Annotated in this window: 19 protein-coding genes; 4 read left to right on the plus strand and 15 right to left on the minus strand. The window is 42.8% G+C overall.

Features of this window, described 5'->3' with window-relative positions:
* Position 1: 1 nt before the first annotated feature.
* From VB083_RS08770 to VB083_RS08785, 4 genes are read left to right on the plus strand one after another with little or no spacing between them, the layout of a single operon-like run.
* A complete protein-coding gene (locus tag VB083_RS08770; RefSeq protein WP_213691706.1) occupies positions 2-976 on the plus strand; it encodes an ABC transporter permease in 975 nt (324 codons plus the stop codon).
* Positions 976-2,172 (plus strand): ABC transporter permease, encoded by a 1,197-nt coding sequence (locus VB083_RS08775; RefSeq protein ID WP_213691705.1) that lies wholly within the window; start codon positions 976-978, stop codon positions 2,170-2,172. The genes VB083_RS08770 and VB083_RS08775 overlap by 1 nt, the downstream gene beginning before the upstream one ends.
* Positions 2,169-2,951 carry an ABC transporter ATP-binding protein gene (locus VB083_RS08780; RefSeq protein ID WP_213691704.1) on the plus strand — a complete coding sequence of 261 codons (783 nt, stop codon included), beginning with the start codon at positions 2,169-2,171 and terminating at the stop codon, positions 2,949-2,951. Before VB083_RS08775 ends, VB083_RS08780 begins: the two co-directional genes overlap by 4 nt.
* Positions 2,948-3,787: an ABC transporter ATP-binding protein gene (locus VB083_RS08785; RefSeq protein WP_213691703.1), complete on the plus strand. Its 840-nt coding sequence runs from the start codon at positions 2,948-2,950 to the stop codon at positions 3,785-3,787. The genes VB083_RS08780 and VB083_RS08785 overlap by 4 nt, the downstream gene beginning before the upstream one ends.
* Here VB083_RS08785 and VB083_RS08790 read toward each other — a convergent pair.
* The 15 genes from VB083_RS08790 to VB083_RS08860 all read right to left on the minus strand — a co-directional run bounded on the left by VB083_RS08790 (position 3,720) and on the right by VB083_RS08860 (position 20,646).
* On the minus strand, positions 3,720-4,913 hold the full coding sequence (locus VB083_RS08790; protein WP_213691702.1) for an MFS transporter: 1,194 nt from the start codon (positions 4,911-4,913) through the stop codon (positions 3,720-3,722). The two genes, VB083_RS08785 and VB083_RS08790, sit on opposite strands and share 68 nt — an antisense overlap.
* A complete protein-coding gene (locus VB083_RS08795) occupies positions 4,910-5,560 on the minus strand; it encodes a ribonuclease HI family protein (RefSeq protein WP_213691701.1) in 651 nt (216 codons plus the stop codon). Before VB083_RS08795 ends, VB083_RS08790 begins: the two co-directional genes overlap by 4 nt.
* Positions 5,553-6,428, minus strand: coding sequence for a dTDP-4-dehydrorhamnose reductase (gene rfbD, locus VB083_RS08800; RefSeq protein ID WP_213691700.1), 876 nt, complete (start codon positions 6,426-6,428; stop codon positions 5,553-5,555). Before rfbD ends, VB083_RS08795 begins: the two co-directional genes overlap by 8 nt.
* 67 nt (positions 6,429-6,495) lie before the next feature.
* Complete coding sequence (locus VB083_RS08805) at positions 6,496-7,326, minus strand: ABC transporter permease subunit (protein ID WP_213691699.1); 831 nt, start codon at positions 7,324-7,326, stop codon at positions 6,496-6,498.
* A gap of 70 nt (positions 7,327-7,396) precedes the next feature.
* The gene (locus tag VB083_RS08810) at positions 7,397-8,479 is read right to left on the minus strand and encodes an extracellular solute-binding protein (protein ID WP_213691698.1); all 1,083 of its coding nucleotides are present in this window, start codon (positions 8,477-8,479) and stop codon (positions 7,397-7,399) included.
* 30 nt (positions 8,480-8,509) lie between these two features.
* Positions 8,510-9,553: an ABC transporter ATP-binding protein gene (locus tag VB083_RS08815; RefSeq protein ID WP_213691697.1), complete on the minus strand. Its 1,044-nt coding sequence runs from the start codon at positions 9,551-9,553 to the stop codon at positions 8,510-8,512.
* Positions 9,550-10,035 carry a TIGR00725 family protein gene (locus VB083_RS08820; RefSeq protein WP_213691696.1) on the minus strand — a complete coding sequence of 162 codons (486 nt, stop codon included), beginning with the start codon at positions 10,033-10,035 and terminating at the stop codon, positions 9,550-9,552. Before VB083_RS08820 ends, VB083_RS08815 begins: the two co-directional genes overlap by 4 nt.
* A gap of 4 nt (positions 10,036-10,039) precedes the next feature.
* Positions 10,040-10,864, minus strand: coding sequence for an ABC transporter permease (locus VB083_RS08825; protein WP_323401990.1), 825 nt, complete (start codon positions 10,862-10,864; stop codon positions 10,040-10,042).
* Positions 10,865-11,032: 168 nt separating this feature from the next.
* A complete protein-coding gene (gene glyA / locus VB083_RS08830; RefSeq protein WP_213691694.1) occupies positions 11,033-12,289 on the minus strand; it encodes a serine hydroxymethyltransferase in 1,257 nt (418 codons plus the stop codon).
* Between the two features lie 26 nt (positions 12,290-12,315).
* The gene (locus VB083_RS08835; RefSeq protein WP_213691693.1) at positions 12,316-13,509 is read right to left on the minus strand and encodes a glycine C-acetyltransferase; all 1,194 of its coding nucleotides are present in this window, start codon (positions 13,507-13,509) and stop codon (positions 12,316-12,318) included.
* A gap of 54 nt (positions 13,510-13,563) precedes the next feature.
* Positions 13,564-14,523 (minus strand): L-threonine 3-dehydrogenase, encoded by a 960-nt coding sequence (locus VB083_RS08840; protein ID WP_213695196.1) that lies wholly within the window; start codon positions 14,521-14,523, stop codon positions 13,564-13,566.
* Positions 14,524-14,605: 82 nt separating this feature from the next.
* Complete coding sequence (locus tag VB083_RS08845) at positions 14,606-15,853, minus strand: dicarboxylate/amino acid:cation symporter (RefSeq protein WP_213691691.1); 1,248 nt, start codon at positions 15,851-15,853, stop codon at positions 14,606-14,608.
* A 161-nt stretch (positions 15,854-16,014) separates the two neighbouring features.
* The gene (locus VB083_RS08850; RefSeq protein ID WP_213691690.1) at positions 16,015-16,671 is read right to left on the minus strand and encodes a response regulator; all 657 of its coding nucleotides are present in this window, start codon (positions 16,669-16,671) and stop codon (positions 16,015-16,017) included.
* 14 nt (positions 16,672-16,685) lie between these two features.
* On the minus strand, positions 16,686-19,946 hold the full coding sequence (locus tag VB083_RS08855; protein WP_213695197.1) for a two-component regulator propeller domain-containing protein: 3,261 nt from the start codon (positions 19,944-19,946) through the stop codon (positions 16,686-16,688).
* Positions 19,947-20,052: 106 nt separating this feature from the next.
* Positions 20,053-20,646 (minus strand): hypothetical protein, encoded by a 594-nt coding sequence (locus VB083_RS08860; RefSeq protein WP_213691688.1) that lies wholly within the window; start codon positions 20,644-20,646, stop codon positions 20,053-20,055.
* Positions 20,647-20,940 lie beyond the last annotated feature (294 nt).

The raw sequence follows: 20,940 nt of genomic DNA on the forward strand, positions 1-20,940 counted from the left end.
AATGAAAAGCTACTGGTGGCGACGTATCGCAGGTTCTCTGCTCGTCTTGTTTGTGGTTCTCATTTTAAATTTTTTTCTCTTTCGACTTATGCCAGGAGATCCTGTAGCAACCATGCTCGACCCTCGATTCTCTCCTGAGGCGAAGGCAGAACTATCGAAACTTTACGGCCTTGATAAGCCCTTGAGTTTTCAGTTTTTGCTTTACCTTAAGCAAATGATAACTTTTAATTTCGGCTACTCCTTTTTAACGGGACGTACCGTATGGGAAGAATTGGCAACCCGTCTTCCCAACACGATTACTCTATTGGGGAGTGCCCTCTTACTTTCAGCCTTTCTGGGAACTTGGCTTGGCATACAGGCGGCTTTAAAACGTGGTAAATGGATCGAAAAGATCGTTCTTTGGAGTGGAGCTGTCTCTTTTTCTTTCCCTTCGTTTTTTGTTCAGTTGCTGCTTCTTCTCATTTTTGCGTATGCCATTCCCCTTTTCCCTTTGCGGGGAAGTGTTTCTGTTCCTCCTCCCATTGGATTCTGGGCTCAGTTAACAGATTATATATGGCACTTAATCTTGCCTGTGGGATCGCTTGTTCTTCTGGGATTCGGGGGATGGGCTCTCTATGTTCGCAATCTTATGGTTAAAGTGCTAAGCGAAGACTTCATTCTTATGGGAGAAGCTCGGGGACTTCCTGAAAAACATATTGTCTGGAATCACGCTTTTCGTACACTGCTTCCTCCTCTTCTAACGATTTTTCTTCTTTCGTTACCTGGCATTATCTCTGGAGCCGTCATTACAGAAACAGTCTTTTCCCTCCATGGGGTAGGCCGTTTTCTGCTGGAAGCCATTACAGGGCAAGACTACCCATCGGCAGGTGCTTCCTTTTATCTTCTGGCCCTTCTCACTATCTTTTGCAACCTTGCCGCTGACCTTCTCTACGGTATAGTCGATCCCCGTGTTCGTTTCGAAAGGAGAGGGCGCTAATGATGAGCCTCTTTCGACGATGGAGTTTTTTACTTCTTCTCTTTATAGCAGTTTTGAGCATTTTGGCCCCTTTTTCATTGTCGGTTTCTCCCAACCAAGAGGTTGCACCACCTTTTTCAACACCATTATGGCTCAAGAGGAATCTTCCTCCCACAATGAAAATAACTCTTTCAGAAAATATCCTGAAAAAAAATATTGCCTGGCCCTACAATCCTCCGACACAAATTCATCTTTCAGGTGAGATAACGCTCTCTGTTCCATCTGCCCTTGTTCTCGAAACTCCGACACAAAAATTTGTTTTGCACCACTTAACTGTTGGGAAAAATACTTTTGACATAGACGGACGAGACCTTTCCTTTAAACAAAGGCTTAATTTTTCTCCTTTCGCCCAGATTCCGAGCGAACTTTTTTCAGAAAAAGGTGAATATATCTTTCGCGTCGAACCTGATTTTTCAGCTCCACCGGAAATGAGAGGAACGATAACATTTGATATTAAGGGAGGACGGTGGGGCCTTTTAGGAACCGATCAACGGGGAAGAGATATTTTTTCGCTCTTCATTGCCGGAATCCGTGTTTCTCTCATTGTGGGAATATCAGCAACACTTTTGGCCTCCCTGCTCGGCCTTTTCTTCGGTTTGATCAGTGGCTATGCCGGCGGCTGGACAGATACCATCATTATGAGGGGTGTCGATATTCTTCTTTCTATACCCATTCTTCCCATTCTTATGGTACTTGCCGCCTATTGGGGAAAGGGATTATGGCAACTCGTTCTTATCTTATCGCTCTTCTCGTGGATGGGAACAGCACGCACTGTCAGAGCCATGACTTTATCTCTCCGCGACAGTAGTTATATAGAAGGTCTTCGTGGTCTCGGCGCGCCGACCTTTTACATTCTCTGGCGACACCTGCTTCCAGAGACTCTTCCACTACTTCTGGCCAACATAGCACTCGGTGTTCCAGGTGCTATTTTAGCCGAGGCGGGAATATCTTTCCTCGGCCTTTCAGACCCCAGAATCATTTCGTGGGGAAGGATGCTTCACGAAGCCCATTCTTTCGGAGCTTTTACCCGTGGAGCATGGTGGATGCTTCTGCCCCCTGGTCTTGGCATAACCCTACTCTGTCTGATTTTTCTTGATCTCGGGAAATTTCTTGAAGAGCAGATTGACCCCCAATTGAAGGGAGCACTTAAACAATGATACAAATCATCGATCTTTCCATTACATATATAACGCCATCAAAAAGCGTATTTGCCGTAAACAACGCCTCACTTTCTATTCCCAAGGGGGAAATCATCGGTCTTGTCGGAGAATCCGGCAGTGGGAAAAGTTCTTTACTTATGGCTATTCCAAGGCTTCTTCCTTCTAATACTGAAGTCTCTGGAGCTATTCTTCTTGACGATCTCGACATTCTCTCTCTTAAAAAAGACACTCTCAATACCATACGTTGGAAAGAGATTGCTCTTATTCCTCAGGGAGCCATGAACTCTTTTACGCCAGTATTAACTATCGGGAAACATATTGAAGAGGTTTTGACGTTTCACATGGAACTTCCACCCCATGCAATAAAGCAACGATGTGAAAGGGTTATGAAAGAAGCTGGGCTTGATGCATCATATCTTAATCGTTATCCCCATGAGCTTTCGGGGGGACAGAAACAACGGGCAGCTATAGCCACAGCCTTAGCATGTAATCCAACGTTTCTTCTTGCCGACGAACCAACTACCGCTTTAGATGTCATTACCCAAAGAGAGATAGTAGAAACACTAGCTACATTAACAAAAGAGAAGGATATGGGGCTTCTTTTCGTCACCCACGACCTTCCTCTTGCTGCCCAAATCTGCGATAAAATCGCCGTTATGCATGAGGGAGAAATAGTGGAAAAGGGTTCTCCTGAAGAAATTGTGAAAAATCCGCACCATGAGCACACCAAACAACTTGTAAAAGCATTACTTCATTTGGAAGGTGAAGAGATATGACAAACACAATTTTAACGGCAAATAAGGTCAGCCTCTTCTACCCCTCAAGAGACCCTAAAATGGAGGGCATTTGGGCCCTCAAAGATATTTCTCTTATTTTGAAGCAAGGTGAAAGCCTCGCTTTAATAGGAGAATCTGGGAGCGGGAAGACATCTTTGCTTAGGGTTATTCTTGGACTCATTCAATCGACGTCAGGGTATGTAGAGCTTTTTGGCGAAAATATCAATACATGCACACACCACTCTTTAATAGAGCTACGTAGGAAATGTGGGTATGTTCCTCAAGATCCTTATGGGAGCCTTCCTCCAACTCTTTCTGTTATAGATGCCGTTGCTGAACCCTGGCTTATAGTTTATGGACGAAAGAGTCGCTTGGATGCGTATAGTAAAGCACGTCACCTTTTACATACGTTAGGTATAACTGAAGAGAGGCTGCTCTTTTCTCAAGTGCGCTTCGGCTTATCTGGAGGTCAACGGCAACGAGTGGCAATAGCCAGAGCCTTGATTCTTGAACCTCGACTTTTGCTCTGTGATGAGCCAACAAGCATGCAGGACGCTTCAACACGAAGTGAAATTATCGAAGTGCTTAACAAGAGGGTAAAAGAGGGAATGTCGATGATATTTGTTACCCATGACCTCTATCTGGCCAGAGCGGCAGCCAGCCACGGCATGGTCTTGCTCAAAGGAGAGTGTTGTGAAGAAAACAGCACAAAAACTCTTCTTACCGCCCCCCAACACAACTACACGAAGGCCCTCGTAGCTGCTCTTCCTACGCTTTCTTCCGCCATACAAAGAGACTCAAGAACAAACCTCCTGCACAACCTATACACCCCATAAAAGCCAACATATTGCCCAATCCGAAGATCGATCCGCCGTAGCTCATAAGAAAGGGGGTAAAGATAAAACCGAACTCGATAAGCAGTGTTCCTGCAGCAACTCCTTTAGGCCTAAGCCTCTCAGGAAAAATATCGGGCATAAGAGCCAATATCATTGGAAACCCAATTCCCATTCCTAAACCATATATTGCTCCCAATAGGAAGAAAGAGTGGTTAGAGGAGGCAAAACGTGTCACGATAACAATAGCCCCCATTAAGGCTATGGTAAAACCGCTGCCAATTTTTCTATCAAGCTTATCCATAAGGCGAATGGCGAAAAGACGTAAAAGAAGGGCAACTCCGGCATTGGCAGCCATAAAGGAAGAAGCAATCAAGCCGCGAGAACGGATAAAAGCTGGCATATACTGTAACGTGGAAGAATTGAGGAAAGACCACGATAAAAGGGTGAGCACAAGAGGCCAGAAACCCGGAACATAAAACATTTCCTTCCAGCTTCCCCAATTTTCTTCTTGTTCAGAGCTACTTTGTGTCAAGTATGTATCCTCTGTCTCTTTACTTTCTTTTTTGAGATCTTTCAATCTCGGAAGCTGTTTTGACACTGCAAATGTTGCTATAGCAATAATTGGAGCAAGAGTCAGGAAGGCAAAGGTTCCTACTTTAGAAAGGAAAAACTCACTCAAAGGAAGCACTGAGAGTTGCGGCAAAACATAGGCAATGGCTATCCACGCATAGAGACTCCCTCGGCGTTCCGAAGGAATACTCAAAGCCTGATACGTGGTTACGGCGACCATAACTATTCCATAAAAAAGCCCCACACTCCCCCGAATAACCATAAGAGAGCTAAAAGAGTTAAAGAAAAGAAAGGGGAGAGAACAAACAAAAAGCAATAGAGAGGCAAAAAGAAGGCTTTTGCGAACACCAATCCTCTCGCTCATCAGGCTTCCAACAGGACGGATCAGAGTTGAAGCCACGCTGAAGATACTCATAAGCCATCCTGTCAAAGCGAGAGAAATACCTTGTTGCTGCAAGGCCACGGGGTACATAAAAAACATAGAAACATAGGCCTGCCCAAGATAGGTTACGAGCCAGCAGAGCCAAAACGTTCTACGATCAAGGGTTGTTGTCACTTCATGTTCATCTCCTGCGACTTCTTTTTCAATGCTGCATCCAAATGCTTACATCGTCTGCGATGCACAAAAGCAGGACACGTACACGCCCTATGAAGAATATCTACGGCATAATCTTCTGTACCATGAGCGATGAAAAGAGTGTCAGTAATCTGCTCAAGGAGGGAAAGGTCAAATTCAACACTTCGATTTCGCCCTGTTTCTACCTTATCAACCACTTCTACAAATTCTATTGTTTCCATCTTCTTCGCACCGTAGTGGTCGTCTATCGCCTCGTTTGAGAGTCTGTCAGCGTCACTATTTTCATTTCTCGGAACCCATTCATAAGAAAGATTTTTTCCACGCGACAACTCTTGGGCCCTCTGCCAGAGTTCTTTAAGATGAAGGCTATTAATCTTCCATTCCTTATTCATTTGGCAAACAACAAGACGACTATCCCCTCGGATAGTAACACGCTGAAATCCCCTATTATCAATTTCCCGAAGCAACATAAGAAGAGCTTCATATTCGGCTTCATTGTTGGTTTTGGAGCCAAGATAGAGCTTTTGTTGCCAGATAATATGATTATTTTCGTCGTATAAAAGGGCCCCTGCCCCTGCATCGCCAGGATTGCCCCGTGATGCACCATCAAAATGACCTTTAAGCATCGTCAATATCACCATTTTTCTGTCCAATAGACTTGAGAAAACGCAATGTTGCATCTTCCCAGCGAGGCATGTATATACCTAATGTATCGAGAGGGAAAGGATCAAGAGCGCTCATAGAGGGCCTTTGCGCAATGGGTCTGAACTCATCGCTCTGGACCTGATATATATTCTTTGTCACACCAAGCTCTTTCAGCGCAAAAGAAGCCCAATCATATTTGCTGCATCGCCCACTACACGAAAGATGGTAGACTCCCCATGCACGAAGAGATAAGAGATCCATCACTCTTTCAGCAAGGTCTGGAGCATATGTCGGGCTTGATATCTGATCTGATACAACTTTCAATTCGTTTTGTTCCCGACTCAATCGCAAAACCTGTTTCAAAAAGTTCGACTCTTCTTTTCCCTCAGGACCAAAAAGCCAGCTTATTCGTACAATAAGAAATCGATGGATGTGATTTTTAACAAAATCTTCACCCAGAAGCTTTGTTCGGCCATAGACGTTAATTGGATCGGGAGTGTCAGCAATGGTCCATGAACGTACGCTTTTTCCATTAAAAACATAATCTGAACTGAATGTCACAAGGGGAATGTTCTGTTCTTCTGCTGCTATAGCTAAATTTTTAGGGCCAATAGCATTAACAAGATACGCATCTCGCCAGTTCTGTTCTGCCCCATCTATATCGTTCCAGGCTGCGCAATTTATGATTACATTGGGCTGATCTTCATGTATTCGTCGCCGAACTCTGGAAATATCCGTTATATCTAGTTCCTGACGGGAATAGATGGTGAAAGGCAGGTCTTCTTCCTTAAAAAGACGCTGAAAGGCAAAAGCTAACTGGCCGCCACCTCCCGTTATAAAAAACTTCATGCCTCTCCCCTCCCTAGTGGTAGTATTCAAAACATTCTATCACAATGAGAAGGGGATTTTAGAAGAGCTATCTTTCCTTGGCAGCAAAAAAGCGCTCGTAAAGCATGATAACCAGAGTGGTTACCACGGCAAGAACAACGGCTATGGCGTCAGCCCGCCCAATATCTACAGAAACTTCTGAAACGTGAGTATAAATAACAAGAGGAAGTATTTTAACTCCTGTTCCCGTAAGAGCAAAAGCTGTACCAAAAGCTCCCATACTTACCGCGAAAAGAAGAGACGAACCTGCAAATATTGCTGGCCCCAACATGGGCAGAAGAACTTTAAACAGGATAGTGGCACGTGAAGCACCTAAATTCACCGCAGCTTCAATAAGGCTCCAGTTTGCGTTACTCCATGCAGCTGTCATGGTAAGAATCATTCGAGGGATCAAAAAGTAGAGATACGCAACAACAAGACCTCGCCATGTGAAGAGAAAGGCTGAAAATTCTAAAGCATTAATTCCAAAAAGACGACTGAATATCATGGTAATGAAGCCGCTCGTTCCTAAAAGGATAATAAACATGAAACCAATAACGAGGCCACTGAAGGTAAGAGGAACAGCTGTAAGAGCCATAAGAAAACGATGAAGTCTCCCTTTGCTCTTATAAACAACGTATGAAAGAGGTAGTCCGATAACAGTACCTAACACAGCAGTAGAAAGAGAAAGCATAAGGCTTGTTCCCAGAGATTCTCTATAAAGTTTTTTCGTAAAAATCAAAAGATAATTGGCAAGAGAGAAACCTCCATCCACAGTCACACTTTCTCCAAAAACCAAGACAAGCGGATATATAAGAAACACCCCCAACAAAAGAATAAGGGGCATCAGAAATAAAAAAGCTGTGCTTCGTCGTTCCACCTACGTTCAACTCCTTCAAAAAGAGGGAAGCGGCAAAAAAGAGAGCCGCCTCCCTTATTTATTGCTATTTCTAGTTTTCGCCTAAAACCTTGCTTCCCCATTTCTGGGCAGCTTCTTTCTGAACTTTCTGAGCGGCAACCCAGTCTACATTCTTCGCCTTCTCGTACTCAGAAGCAGGAAGGAACTTATCTACAACTTCTGCAGGAAGCTCTACGTCGTCACGAATAGGACGTACATATCCTTTGGCAAAGGTCTGCTGGCCTTCGTCAGAAAGAATGTAGTTCAGCCACAATTTAGCACTGTTTGGATTGGGAGCACCTTTGGCCATGCTTATGGCATAAGGAGATGTAATTGTTCCTTCTTCTGGAATCACTATTTCTACGTCATCACCAAGACCGGCAATATATTTTGCACGATATCCGTTCCAGTCGTAGGTAATCCATACTGGAATTTCTCCCTTAATGAACTTATCAAAGGGCGTAGTCTTCTCGATCATACGTACATTATTGCTCTTTTGAAGTTCGGCAAGATAGTCGATACCAGGGTCAAGATTCTCTATAGATCCACCATGAGAATAGGCTGTAGCAATTACGATTGCATATCCGATTCCAGCTGTTCGAGGATCAAGATATACGATGGATTTTTTAAATTTGGGATCAAGAAGAGCCTTCCATGAAGTAGGGGCCTCTTTTACCAATCTCTTGTTGACTACGAAAACTACAGTCCCTTTGTGAATAGAGAACCAGTTTCCTTCGGGATCTCTAAGGATTTCAGGAATTTTATCGAAGTTCACTGGTTTGTAAGCCTGAGTTACGCCTCGTTCCTTTGCAAGGGCACCGAAAGGCATAAAGTAATACGCTGTGTCAGCCTGAGGGTTATTAAGCTCTTTCTCAAGGCGAACAACAGTAGCTCCACTGCCCAGGTCGTTATAAACAAGTTTGATACCATAACGGGCTGCAAAACCATCGAAAAGGCCCTTCCAGTTAGCCCATGTAGGCCCTGTATCGTAACTGCTCAAACCTTTTTCCTGTTTTGCCATTTCCCAAAGTTCCTTTTCTCCAGCATACATTTCCTGGTCAAAAGCAAATGCTGCCCCACCAACAAATGTAGCTAAAGCCATTACTAAAAGAGCTAGAATAGCTATTTTTTTCATTGTTTCTACCTCCCTTGATATTTTTTATTTTTATTCTAGAACGTGCCCATCTTCCGGAGTAAAAGTCAAATGAATGGTTGAGCCCATTTCAACAGAAGTCGTTTGCATGTTAAGAGCATCAACCAATAGGCGTTCTTCGCCTATTGCCACGGCAATACGAGAAAGAGGGCCAAGAAAGACTCTTCCTTCAACAACTCCAGTAAGCACGTTATTATTTTCTATAGTTTCTGCAATCTTCAACCGCTCTGGACGAATCATGATTTTATACTCTCCTGAAGGACGGTTGTTCAGACAGGCCAAACGCACTTCCGTGTCTCTCCAGCGTCCACATCCACTTCCATCGCTCGTTATGCTTAAGATATTATTTACCCCAACAAAATCAGCCACAAAGAGAGATTGAGGAGCCGCATAGATATCCCAAGCCGTACCTACCTGCTCAATTTTCCCTTTGTTCATAACGGCGACTCTGTCTGAAATAGAAAGGGCTTCCTCCTGATCGTGCGTTACGTAAATTGTCGTGATTGCGCTCTCTCTCTGTATTTTTTTAATCTCAAAACGAAGGGCATTTCTTACCTTTGCATCAAGTGCGGAAAGAGGCTCGTCTAAAAGGAGAACATCTGGACGTATGGCCAAAGCTCTTGCCAAAGCTACACGCTGTTGTTGACCGCCCGAAAGTTGGCGAGGAAAAGACCTCTGCTTGTCAGCCAACCCCACCATCTCTAAGAGCTCCAATACTCTTTTTTCTATTTCAGATGCAGCTACTTTACGAACTCGAAGTCCAAAGGCAACATTCTCAAAAACATCCAGGTTGGGGAAAAGGGCATAATTCTGAAATACGAGGCCAACCTGACGATTTCGGGGCCCTGTATTCGTCTTATCTTCTCCTCCGATAAAGATGTGCCCTTCTTCAGGGGCAAGAAAACCGGCAATAAGTCTAAGTGTTGTTGTTTTTCCACAGCCTGAAGGGCCGAGAAGAGAAAGAAATTCTGCTTTTTCAACACTCAATGATATATCGTTTACAGCCGTAAACCGACCGAATCGTTTTACGACGTGTTGAAGGTCTACATTACTCACTCGTTTTCGTTCCTTTCTTCTTTAAGTTTTTCTAAAGCCATAGCTACGGCTTCTTCAGGCGTTTGAGCATGAAGTAATGGTGCAGGCTGCCCATTTTCGTCACAAATCTGCCATGTTCCGAGAGCAATTACAGTGCGCCCCATTTTGAGGGCAAAACCTATCTCTGACAGAGTTCCATAGGCCCCTCCAATAGAGATAACCACTTCTCCAGAGGAAACCACAACAGTGTTGCGAGCTTCACCAAGACATGTAGACAGAGGAAATGTTACCCATTTATTGGCTTCAGAACGGTCTCCCGGCAAAATCCCGATGGAAAGGCCGCCTTTTTCGGCCACTCCTTTACACACGGCCTCCATAACTCCACCGCGTCCTCCACAAACCACTACACAGTTATGCTCCGCAAGAAGCCGGCCTACTTGATACGCATTGTTCCAAATAGCCTGATCTGCGGTAGATGTACCGATTACACTAACTATTCTCATATTTTCAACTCCCAAAAAGGGTCTGTTTGTGTCCTGATTTACCAAAGAGTGCTCCCAATCCCATAACTCCGAAGAGGGAGAAGAGTGAAAGTCCGGCTAAAACTGTCGTTGCTGCACAAGCAAAACCAGTACTTACATAAAATGCCTGATATAAAACTACGGGGTATGTTTGACTTTGAGATCCTGTAAGCATTACTGAAAGCTGAAATTCTCCAAGGGACATAGCAAAAGTCATAAGAGCTCCGGAAACAAGGCCCGGTAATAAATTAGGAACCAGAACCCTTCGCATCATTATCATGGTATCGGCACCAAGAGATGCCCCTGCTTCTTCTAAGGTTTTCCAATTGATAAGATCCATATTTGCCATGAGCGGACGAAGCATAAAGGGAAGGGTATAGACCATATGAGCTACTACCAAGATTTGCCACGTTCCGATAAGGGAAAACCCTGGCCAGTTGAAAGCCTGAATCATACCCAATCCCATGACTACAGGAGGAATGGCAATGGGCAGAAGAATTGTAAAGTTGAAAAGAGAACGTAACCATCGCTTATCTATAATGTGCACTGCATAAACAGCGGGAAGGCAAACAAAGGCATTTCCAATCACTGTTAAAAAGGCAACAACAAGGCTTCTCTTCAAGGCATCAATATACATTGGTTGAGAGAAAAGTTCTTTATACCATGACCACGTAAAACCTTCGGGAAGCAGCGTTCCAAACCATTTGGCTCCAAAAGAACCAACGAGTATGAGAAAAATGGGAGCCAGAACATATGTAAAATAAACAACACCTAATGAAAAAGACAACGAACGACGAACAAACGAATGCAAAGTGTTTCCTCCATTTTCTTACAACATTTTATTTCTGTATCTCTACAAAGTTTCTAGCGGAATCCGGACCAAAGAATACACTGTAAGGTCAAAATCTTCAAGTTACAGGTCTGTAAAAAAATAAGGTCGGGAATAAATCCCGACCTTAAAAAGAAAAGAGTGTCGTTTTTATAGCCCTGCGTAGAGGGGATATTTTCCACAGAGCTCAAGGACTTCTGAGCGAATTCTTTCCAACACCTTTTCGTTTTCTACGTTTGTTACAACATCATCTATCCATTTTGCAATCTGTTTCATTTCTGCTACACCGAATCCTCGCGTTGTAACAGCTGGCGTTCCAATTCTGACGCCACTTGTAATGAAGGGGCTTTGAGTATCGAAGGGAACAGTATTCTTATTGGCAGTGATACCCGCCTTATCAAGAGCAGCCTCTACCGCCTTACCTGTTACTCCACGACTTGTAAGATTGATGAGGATCAGATGGTTATCTGTTCCTCCTGAAACAAGATGGAAATTATGCTGTTTCAATTCTTCTGCTAAAACTGCGGCATTCTCTATAACTTTCTTCTGATACTCTTTAAATGAAGGACGAAGAGCTTCTTCAAAAGCCACTGCCTTCGCCGCAATGATATGCATAAGAGGACCACCCTGCATTCCGGGGAAGATACTCTTATCAAGATCCTTGGCGTATTGCTCTCTGCACATGATCATTCCACCGCGGGGACCACGCAGAGTTTTGTGCGTTGTAGTCGTTACAAAATCACAGAAAGGAACTGGGTCTTTATGAAGGCCAGCAGCGACCAGGCCTGCTATATGAGCAATATCAAACATGAGAAGAGCGCCAACTTTGTCGGCTATCTCTCGAAACTTTTCCGCATCTATTTCGCGAGGATAAGCACTAGCGCCACAAACGATAAGCTTCGGATGATGTTCAAGGGCAAGGCGTTCTACCTCTGCAAAATCTATTGTTTCTGTCTCTTTATTTACTCCATAGGGAATGATGTTATAAAGCTTTCCAGAGAAATTAACAGGTGAACCGTGGGTCAAGTGCCCACCATGAGCCAAATTCATGGCCAATATGGTATCTCCAGGCTGCAAACATGTGAAGTAAACTGCCATATTTGCCTGGGAACCAGAGTGAGGCTGAACGTTAACATGGTCGCAGCCAAAAAGTTTTTTGGCACGATCCCGAGCAAGATTTTCTGCTTCATCGACAATGTGGCATCCACCATAATAGCGATGTGCAGGGTATCCTTCCGCGTACTTGTTTGTCAACACAGATCCCATTGCGCACATAACTGCAGGGGACACAAAATTTTCCGAAGCTATTAACTCTATACCATGCTCCTGACGTTCTCTTTCCCTAGTTATAACATCGGCTATCGCTTGATCTGTCTTTGTAAGTTCTTCCCATGCTTTTTCAAACATACAAAACCTCTCCTTTCACTCTACGCCTATCTTGATGATGAAATGATCTTCATTTCCTCCCCAACAAGCTGAAATTTCTCAAGGGCAAAATCAAGATCTTCTCGTGTATGTGCAGCCGAGACCATCACTCGAATACGAGCTGTTCCCATAGGTACCGTGGGGAACGTAATGGCACTGGCAAATATTCCCTCTTCAAAAAGTCGGGCACTAAACTTCTTTGCATCAAGAGCTTCTCCAATAATAACCGGGGTAATCGGAGTTTCGCTATGTCCGATATCGAATCCCATATTCTTCAAGCCCTCTTTAAGATAGCGACCATTCTCCCACAGACGTTTCACTCGATCTTCGCTCTTTGAGAGCTCTTCAAGAGCTGCCATATTTGCTGCAAGATCGGGAACTGTCATAGCGCTGCTGAAAAGATTGGGGCGAGCTTTTTGACGCATATAGTCAATAACATCCGCATTACCCGCTACAAATCCTCCAACAACACCAAAAGCCTTTGAGAGCGTTCCGACTTCTACATCTACTCGACCGTGAAGATTAAAATGATCAACTATCCCTCGTCCGCCTCGACCAAGAACTCCTTCTCCATGGGCATCATCAACCATAATCATGGCACCATGTTTTTCTGCTACTTCAACAAGTTCTGGCAGAGGAGCAATGTCTCCGTCCATAGAGAAGACACCATCTGTAATAACAAGCTTATGGCAATCATGTTTATCATATTTCGTCAGCTGAACATCAAGGTCTTTGGGATCCGCATGTTTAAAGCGTACAATTTCTGCCCTGCTTAAACGGCATCCATCAATAATAGACGCGTGATTCAACTCGTCGCTAAAAATAAGATCGTTTTTATTAACAAGTGTTGGAATAGCTGCGAGATTGGCGCAAAAGCCAGATTGAAGCAACATTGTCGCTTCGGTTCCTTTAAATTCCGCCAACTTCTTTTCAAGTTCAAGATGAAGAGCTAATGTTCCGGCTATTGTCCGAACTGCTCCCGGACCAACTCCCCATGTATCAACATATTTCTTTACAGCTTCTTTAAGAGCCGAATCGTTACAAAAGCCCAAATAGTTATTAGAGCAGCAAGAAAGATATTTCTTCCCGTTCATTTCGACCCAGGCTCCTTGGGGACTGGAAATTACAGGAATATTCGTATATAAACCTTCCCGCTTCAATCTTTCGAGTTCTTCCGTAATAAAAGCTTTTTGTACCGTCATACATCCTTCCCCCTTCTTACGAGTCACATGTAACTCGGTCTTTACTCTTCTTTCTTATTTTGCTTTTTTAAGAAGTTTCTCCTCTAAGTGAACCAACATATCTTTCGTCATCTTATCAAGATCATATAGAGGGTTAAATCCCCACTCTTCATGGGCCGCACTCACATCAAGAGAGTTAGGCCACGACTCGGCTATAGATTGACGAACAGGGTCCACATTATATCCAAACGTAAAATTGGGCATAAACTTTCTGATAGAGGCAGCTATTTCTTCAGGGTCAAAACTCATAGCAGAAATATTAAAAGCATTACGGTGCTTCAGTCGTGATGAATCCGCTTCCATAAGCTGTATTACTGCATCAATGGCATCTGGCATATACATCATGTCCATATAGGTGCCTGCCGCAATAAAAGAATCATAATGTTTATCTGTTACAGCTTTATAGTAAATTTCTACCGCATAATCCGTTGTTCCTCCACCTGGTTCCGTTTCATAAGAAATAAGGCCGGGGAAACGCACTCCTCGTGTATCGAGATTATATTTTTTATGATAGTAATCACAAAGAAGTTCTCCCGCCACTTTTGTAATGCCATACATAGTTGTTGGCCGCTGGATTGTATCTTGTGGCGTGTGATCAAGAGGGGTATTAGGCCCAAAGGCCGCAATGGAACTTGGGAAAAATACAGAACACCCTTTTTCTCTTGCAATTTCCAAAGTATTAAAAAGTCCACCTGCATTTATTTGCCAGGCAAGCTGAGGTTTCATTTCTCCAACAGCCGAAAGAAGACCTGCCAAGTGCATAACGGTATCTATATTATATTTTTCCACAAGATTGGCAAGAGCATCGCTCTCTCGAACGTCAAGAATTTCGAAGGGGCCATCGCCGAGTTTTTCCACACCTGCTGTCTTAATGTCTGAACCTACAACATGAGCAGCTCCATACTGTGAACGTAACTTTTTAACTAACTCTGTTCCAATTTGTCCCAAACACCCTGTAACTAAAATGTTTTTCACTACTCATTCCTCCTTCACAATTCATTATGATGAATTGCTAAAACAAAAAGAAGGGACCTCCGAAGAGGTCCCTGAATATACCTTATTCTGTATATGCTCCTGACGTTGACGTCGACGTTGACGTCGTCATAGTTGATGACGATGACGACGTTGATGTTGATTCTTTACCTGCAATCTTATTTACAATCAAAGCGATGGCTCCATCACCTGTGATATTACATGCCGTGCCAAAACTATCCTGTGCCAGATAGAGTGCGATCATAAGCGAAAGCATAGTGGGATTGAAGTGAAGCATTGATTCAAGCACCCCCAGAGCTGCCATAACAGCACCGCCCGGTACTCCAGGAGCGGCAACCATTGTTACGCCAAGCATGATGATAAAGGGGAACATTGTCGCAAAGGAAAAGGGCATTCCATGAAGCATCATGACGGCCAATGCGCAACTCGTTAACGTTATTGTACTTCCTGAAAGGTGAATTGTAGCACACAAAGGAATAACAAACTGCGCAACACGTGGAGACACATTATTCTGTAACGTCTGTCTTAACGTCACGGGAATTGTAGCTGCGGAAGATTGTGTTCCGATAGCTGTCAAATAGGCAGGAATCATGTTTTTAATAGCTTTGAACGGGTTGGTCTTTGCTACTGTACCAGCCACAAAATACTGTAAAAGAATAATAGCAACGTGAAGAGCGATAATAACCACATACACTTTGAGGAAAACTGCCATTAACATCTGAACTTCACCAGCCTGGGTCATATTGGCAAAGATACCGCAAATATGTACAGGAAGAAGAGGAATAATAATGGCACTGATAAGCTTCTCTATAATATTCTGGAACTCGTGCATTACTTCATTAAGACGTTTCCCATCAATAACGGCCATACCAATACCCAACGTGAAGGCAATGAGCAAGGCACTCATAACCCCCATGAGTGGCGGCATTTCAACTTTGAAATAGGGAGCAAGAAGCGCTTCTCCAGGGTTTGATGCCGATGCCAGCATACTGCCCTCCTTTATGATATTGGGGAAAATGATTGAATCAACTCCATAAGCTAAAGAACCTGCTATAAGAGTTGAAACATAGGCAAGCACCACGGTAACTAACAAAATTTTACCGGCACTCTTCCCCAAGTCGCCAATACCAGGAGCCACAAATCCAACAATGATAAGAGGAATAACAAAGCCCAAAAAGTTACCAAAAATCCCATTAAACGTAGCTAAAACCCTTATCACCACTTCAGGCATAAAAGAACCGATTATAATACCTAAAATAATAGCGATGATAAGACGTGGAAGAAGACCTAGCTTTTTTTTCTTTTCCTGCATGCGACTGCACCCTCCTTTGTATTGTACTGCATTTACCAATAATAGGTACAGTCTTACCCTCTAACCATCGGAAAAGAACTGAAAAAAACAAGCTTCGTTTTCACAAAAGCTGATTTTTCTCAGCAAAACAGGAAACAGACAATAGTACCTAAGAACTACAATTAGTGCTGACTCGGAGAAACGAGCCCCTTTCGAATAGCATATTTTACCAGATCAGCTATAGTTTCAAGCCCTAACTTTCGCATAAGGTTCTGTCTGTGGGTTCCTACCGTTTTAATGCTTACATGAAGCAAATCGGCTATTTCTCTGTTCGTTTTGCCTTCTGCAAGATACATCAACACTTCCCGCTCTCTCGTTGTCAATTTTTCTTCATTTGGAGAGGAACCTTGCTGAACAAAATGAATGTACATTTTTGCAACGATGTCTGATACACTCGGGCCAAGATACACCCGGTCATTATAAACTGTTTTAACAGCTTCAACCAACTCGGAGGAAGCACAATCCTTCAATAAAAATCCTTTTGCGCCAGCTTTAAACATCTCAGAAATAAAGTTTCTATCAGCATACATAGACAAAGCAACAACTTTTGTTCCTGAAGCCCTTTTTTGAATTTCTTCGGTTGCCTCAATACCGTCCATTACAGGCATTTTAATATCCATAACAACAATGTCGGGGCGTAAAGATTCCGCAAGAGCAACTGTCTCTGCACCATCCTTGGCTTCAGCTATAACTTCTATTTCAGGATGTCTGCTTAAGAGAAGCCGCAAGCCTTCACGTACAATCTGATGATCATCTGCAAGTAAAACCCGTATTGCCATGGCAAGATACCTCCCTATACATTAAAGGAATCAGCCGGCACAAAAAGGGTGATTCGTACCCCTTTGTTTTCCTTTGACTTAATAATCATATAGCCTCCCAGAGAACAGAGTCGTTCTCTCAAGCTAAAAAGCCCAAATGACTGCTTATTGGTTATTCCTTCATCTATATTATGCGTATCAAAACCTCTTCCTTCGTCACAGACTGTCATCCGAATCATCTTTCCAGAATACGACGTTTTAACATACGCCTTATCAGTACCAGAGTGTTTAGCAACATTAAGCAACAATTCATGAAGGGCCCTGAATAAAAATGCCTTTAAATCATCGCTCATTTCTTCTGGTAACCCCTGGTTTTCATATAAGATACTTAGACTGTAGTTTTCCTGCATCTTTTCGGCAAGCCACTCTACTGATGCAGCAAATCCCAAACGATATAAGATAGGGGAGCCTAACTCGAAAGTGAGTGTTCGAGTGCTCTTGATAGATTCCTCAAGAGAAGACAGTATTGCCGTCACTTCGTCTTTTTGAGAATCATCGTTTATTCCCTCTTGAAGCAATGCCAGTCGAATCTTGGTTAAGGCTAAATTCTGACCTATGGAATCGTGAACTACTTCCGCTATTCTACGTCTCTCTTTTTCTTCGGCCATAGAAAGAGCAGAGGCGAGGCTTCGCAATTGATTTCGATATGTTTCTTCATGATTTCGAGCTTCCTCAAGTTTTTTATTTATAAAACGTAATTGTTCATTTGTTCGTTCCGTTACAATACGTAGCCGCTGCTCAGTCTCTTTTTCCTGCCTGTTCATAAGATATTTTCGAATAAACCAGAGTAAAGCGAGAAGGAGAAAGCCATATCCAGTATAAGCGAGAGGCGTCTTCCAAAGAGGAGGGATTACCTCAATGTCGAGTTCCGCTCCATCCTGATTCCACACTCCATTATTATTTGAACCTACAACTCGAAAAGTATATTCCCCCGGAGGGAGGTTAGTATAATAAGCAAAGTGCCTGTTTCCAGCATTGACCCAATCTCTATCTAGCCCTTCAAGTTTGTAGCGATATTGGTTAGACTCAGGGTGTGTATAGTCAAGAGCCGAAAAGTCTATTGAAAGAAATTTATCGCTATAATTTAATATAACCCGTCGTCTTCCTCCCGCAGCCCAAAAAGGCTGAACTGGCTTGTTCATTACAAGAACCTCATTAATAACAATAGGCGGCACATGAGAATTTTCCCAGACATCTGTTGAAAAAAAGCTGTTACATCCGTTGATACCACCAAAATACATTCGGCCAAAAGAATCCTTAAAGGTCGCTGAGGCATTAAACTCTTTTGCTTGAAGGCCATCCCCAAGATTGTAGTTTCTTACCGTATTCATTCTGATGTCATAACAAGAAAGTCCATTGTTCGTACTTATCCATAAGTTGCGGTAGTTATCTTCCAAAATGCCTCGAATCGAATCTCCCCTAAATCCATCTTCTTTTGTTAAGAGCAGAAATTTTTTGCTGGTTTCGTCGAATTGGCATAACCCCACATCTGTGCCCAGCCAAAAAACGCCCTCTCTATCTTCATAAATAGAGAAGATCCGATTGGCAGGAAGACTCTTGGAATTAAGAGGATCATTTACATAGTGTTCTACTCTGCCTTCAACGGGGTTAATTCTAAAGAAGCCGTTATTTGATGTTCCTATCCATAAATTATGGCGGCTGTCTTCAAAAAGACACGATATGATATCCTCTCTTAAATACGAAGCTTCGTCTGCTGACCAGGGAATGGCTTCAAAAAGGCCTGCTTTTCTAACGAAACGATAGAGACCTTCTGATGTTCCTACCCAAAAGGTACCTTTAAAATCTTCTAAAAGTGTCGTGATCTTATTCGATCCCCCAAATGAAGACGGGAAAAGAGTATTTTCATAAGTCGTAAAATTGCTATCTACCTTGTTATAACGACAGAGTCCTCTGTCAGTTCCTATCCATATGTCGCCTGCTTTGTCTTGAAAAATAGAAAAGACCCTATTGCTCGCAAGACTATGCTCATCATCTATATCTGATAGAAAATGTTGTGTTTCACCTTCCTTGGAAATAAGCTTCACTCCATTTCCAAATGTTCCTATCCAGAGATTATCGTACCCTTCTTTATAGATGGCATAGACATTATCTCCTGCAACTTCACGAAGAAGAAAAGATTTACCGTTATATCTCTGAAAGGGACGTTTCAAATGAAATTTTTCAATGCCTTTGGAGTGGGTTCCCAACCAGACGATGCCAGTGAGGTCTCCCAGAAAGATTGTATCTTTTCTGTCTCCGTGTATAGAGAGTATTTTATTGTCCCGCAAAGCCCTGGGATTATTTTGCTCATGACGATAGACAAGGGCCTCTTCCGTTGCACGGTCAAAACGCAGTAAACCTCCGCCATCAGTAGCTATCCACACATCTTCAAAGATATCTTCGTAAAGGCCTGAAATGGCATGAATAGAAACATCTTCTCCCTTCTCTTTTAGGGGAACTTCTTCAAATTTTTCCTCTTGGGGGTAGAATCGATAGAGTTTTCCAGAAGCGGTACCAATCCATAAGAAGCCTTTTCTACCCTCAGTTATGGCAGTAACAGGTAGGGCTTCTTTTGAATGAGCATAATATGGGATAAACGTATCTCGTTTCGTGTGGAAGTTCAGTGCCTTATTGGTGCCAACCCACAATTGATGCTTTGAATCAACATAGAGGTTTAACACTCCCTCTCCGCTAAATCCTGAAGAATCATCATCAAGGTATATATTCCACGTCTCTCTTTCAGGGTCAAAACACCCCAGACCATTCTGAAACGTACCAACCCAGATATACCCCTTTTTATCTCCTATTACATGAGAAATGAGATCGTCAGGTGGAGAAGAAGCATCTTTCGAGTATCTATATGATTGAAAAATTTCTCGAGAGGGATCAAATCTATTAAGACCCCCTCCAAATGTTCCTATCCAGAAAATACCATTTTTATCTTCATAAAGAGACGTGACCATATTGTTCGAGAGACTATTTGAAGAAAAAGGTTCATGACGGTAAACCCTGAAACTATACCCGTCATAGCGATTTAAGCCACCATTTGTTCCAAACCAGAGATACCCTTTATGGTCTTTTAGAATAGTATTTACTGTCGTTTGCGAGAGTCCCTCCTCAAGGGAGAGATGTTCGAAAATAATCTCATCCCGTCCTTGAGCAGAGGAAGGCAAAAAAAGCAACAGAAAGAAAAGGCTTATGAGAAAAACCTTATTTCTTATCTTGAGCCACGTCACATATGTGCCCCCTTGAATAAAGGTAGAATGGATATTGCCTATTCTATCATGATCACTTATAGCTATTATCTTTAACAGACTCCGAACCGAAGTCTTCTTTTCTTTATCAAGAACGTCGTATCTCTACTTGTCCTTCTCTGGGGAGAATGGGCAGACTATAATTTTCTAAAAAGGACTCAATTTTATCAGGAGCTATAAACGCACTGCCGCCTCTCCATTCAACATATACCCAATGATCAGGAGTTCCCCGTAAAATCTGATTCCCTTTATACCAACCTTGCTTTTCCATCTCCTCTGTAAACTTTTGAGAACTTTCAATCACATTATGCGCTTCTGTGGGCCAATAGCCGTCATCTCCCCACATATAATTCCGGTTTTCAAAAGACCATGCCGATTTTTTATATTCCACGTAGGTAAAAGTATCAGGAACAAGATTATCTTCTATGTAGAGGAAACTATGTCTGGCTTCTGAGCGAGTTCCCTTAGCCGAATAGGTCAACTTCTGACGAAGACCTTGAGGGAAAGAACTCTCATCTTCCTCAATAAAAAATGTCAATGGAGTATTAGGAGTTTGAAGCGATTCAGGAATCTCTATTTTTTCTGTTTGTTCTGACGATTGTGCCCAAGAAGCAAATGGCAAGAAAAAGAATACACAGCAAACACAACAAACAGACAACAGATGAAGGAGCCTTTTTACCATCAATATCACCTCTTTATAAATATTTTCTGACGAAAGAACGGTAAGACGTGTAGAATATCAGGATAAAGAAATTTTTCACGCCGTATGATAATTTAGACATTCATTATTGCAAATTTAACAAGAACTATTATGTATTATAAATGAGGAGGATTTTTATGCGCAAAGAGGAAATTTACGCTAAAGCACTATCTGCCCATCAGGAATCCAAAGGGAAAGTTGCCATTACGAGCAAGCTTCCCGTAGAGAGCATGGCCGATCTGGCTATTGCCTATACTCCAGGAGTTGCCGAACCTT

The organism is Aminobacterium sp. (genome assembly GCF_034926885.1).
Classification (GTDB): domain Bacteria; phylum Synergistota; class Synergistia; order Synergistales; family Aminobacteriaceae; genus Aminobacterium.

Excerpts from the sequence above, each read along its gene's own strand:
- VB083_RS08770 (WP_213691706.1), top strand. The coding sequence starts at position 2 with ATGAAAAGCTACTGGTGGCGACGTATCGCAGGTTCTCTGCTCGTCTTG.
- VB083_RS08775 (WP_213691705.1), top strand. The coding sequence starts at position 976 with ATGATGAGCCTCTTTCGACGATGGAGTTTTTTACTTCTTCTCTTTATA.
- VB083_RS08780 (WP_213691704.1), top strand. The coding sequence starts at position 2,169 with ATGATACAAATCATCGATCTTTCCATTACATATATAACGCCATCAAAA.
- VB083_RS08785 (WP_213691703.1), top strand. The coding sequence starts at position 2,948 with ATGACAAACACAATTTTAACGGCAAATAAGGTCAGCCTCTTCTACCCC.
- VB083_RS08795 (WP_213691701.1), bottom strand. The coding sequence starts at position 5,560 with ATGCTTAAAGGTCATTTTGATGGTGCATCACGGGGCAATCCTGGCGAT.
- rfbD (WP_213691700.1), bottom strand. The coding sequence starts at position 6,428 with ATGAAGTTTTTTATAACGGGAGGTGGCGGCCAGTTAGCTTTTGCCTTT.
- VB083_RS08810 (WP_213691698.1), bottom strand. The coding sequence starts at position 8,479 with ATGAAAAAAATAGCTATTCTAGCTCTTTTAGTAATGGCTTTAGCTACA.
- VB083_RS08820 (WP_213691696.1), bottom strand. The coding sequence starts at position 10,035 with ATGAGAATAGTTAGTGTAATCGGTACATCTACCGCAGATCAGGCTATT.
- glyA (WP_213691694.1), bottom strand. The coding sequence starts at position 12,289 with ATGTTTGAAAAAGCATGGGAAGAACTTACAAAGACAGATCAAGCGATA.
- VB083_RS08835 (WP_213691693.1), bottom strand. The coding sequence starts at position 13,509 with ATGACGGTACAAAAAGCTTTTATTACGGAAGAACTCGAAAGATTGAAG.
- VB083_RS08845 (WP_213691691.1), bottom strand. The coding sequence starts at position 15,853 with ATGCAGGAAAAGAAAAAAAAGCTAGGTCTTCTTCCACGTCTTATCATC.
- VB083_RS08850 (WP_213691690.1), bottom strand. The coding sequence starts at position 16,671 with ATGGCAATACGGGTTTTACTTGCAGATGATCATCAGATTGTACGTGAA.
- VB083_RS08860 (WP_213691688.1), bottom strand. The coding sequence starts at position 20,646 with ATGGTAAAAAGGCTCCTTCATCTGTTGTCTGTTTGTTGTGTTTGCTGT.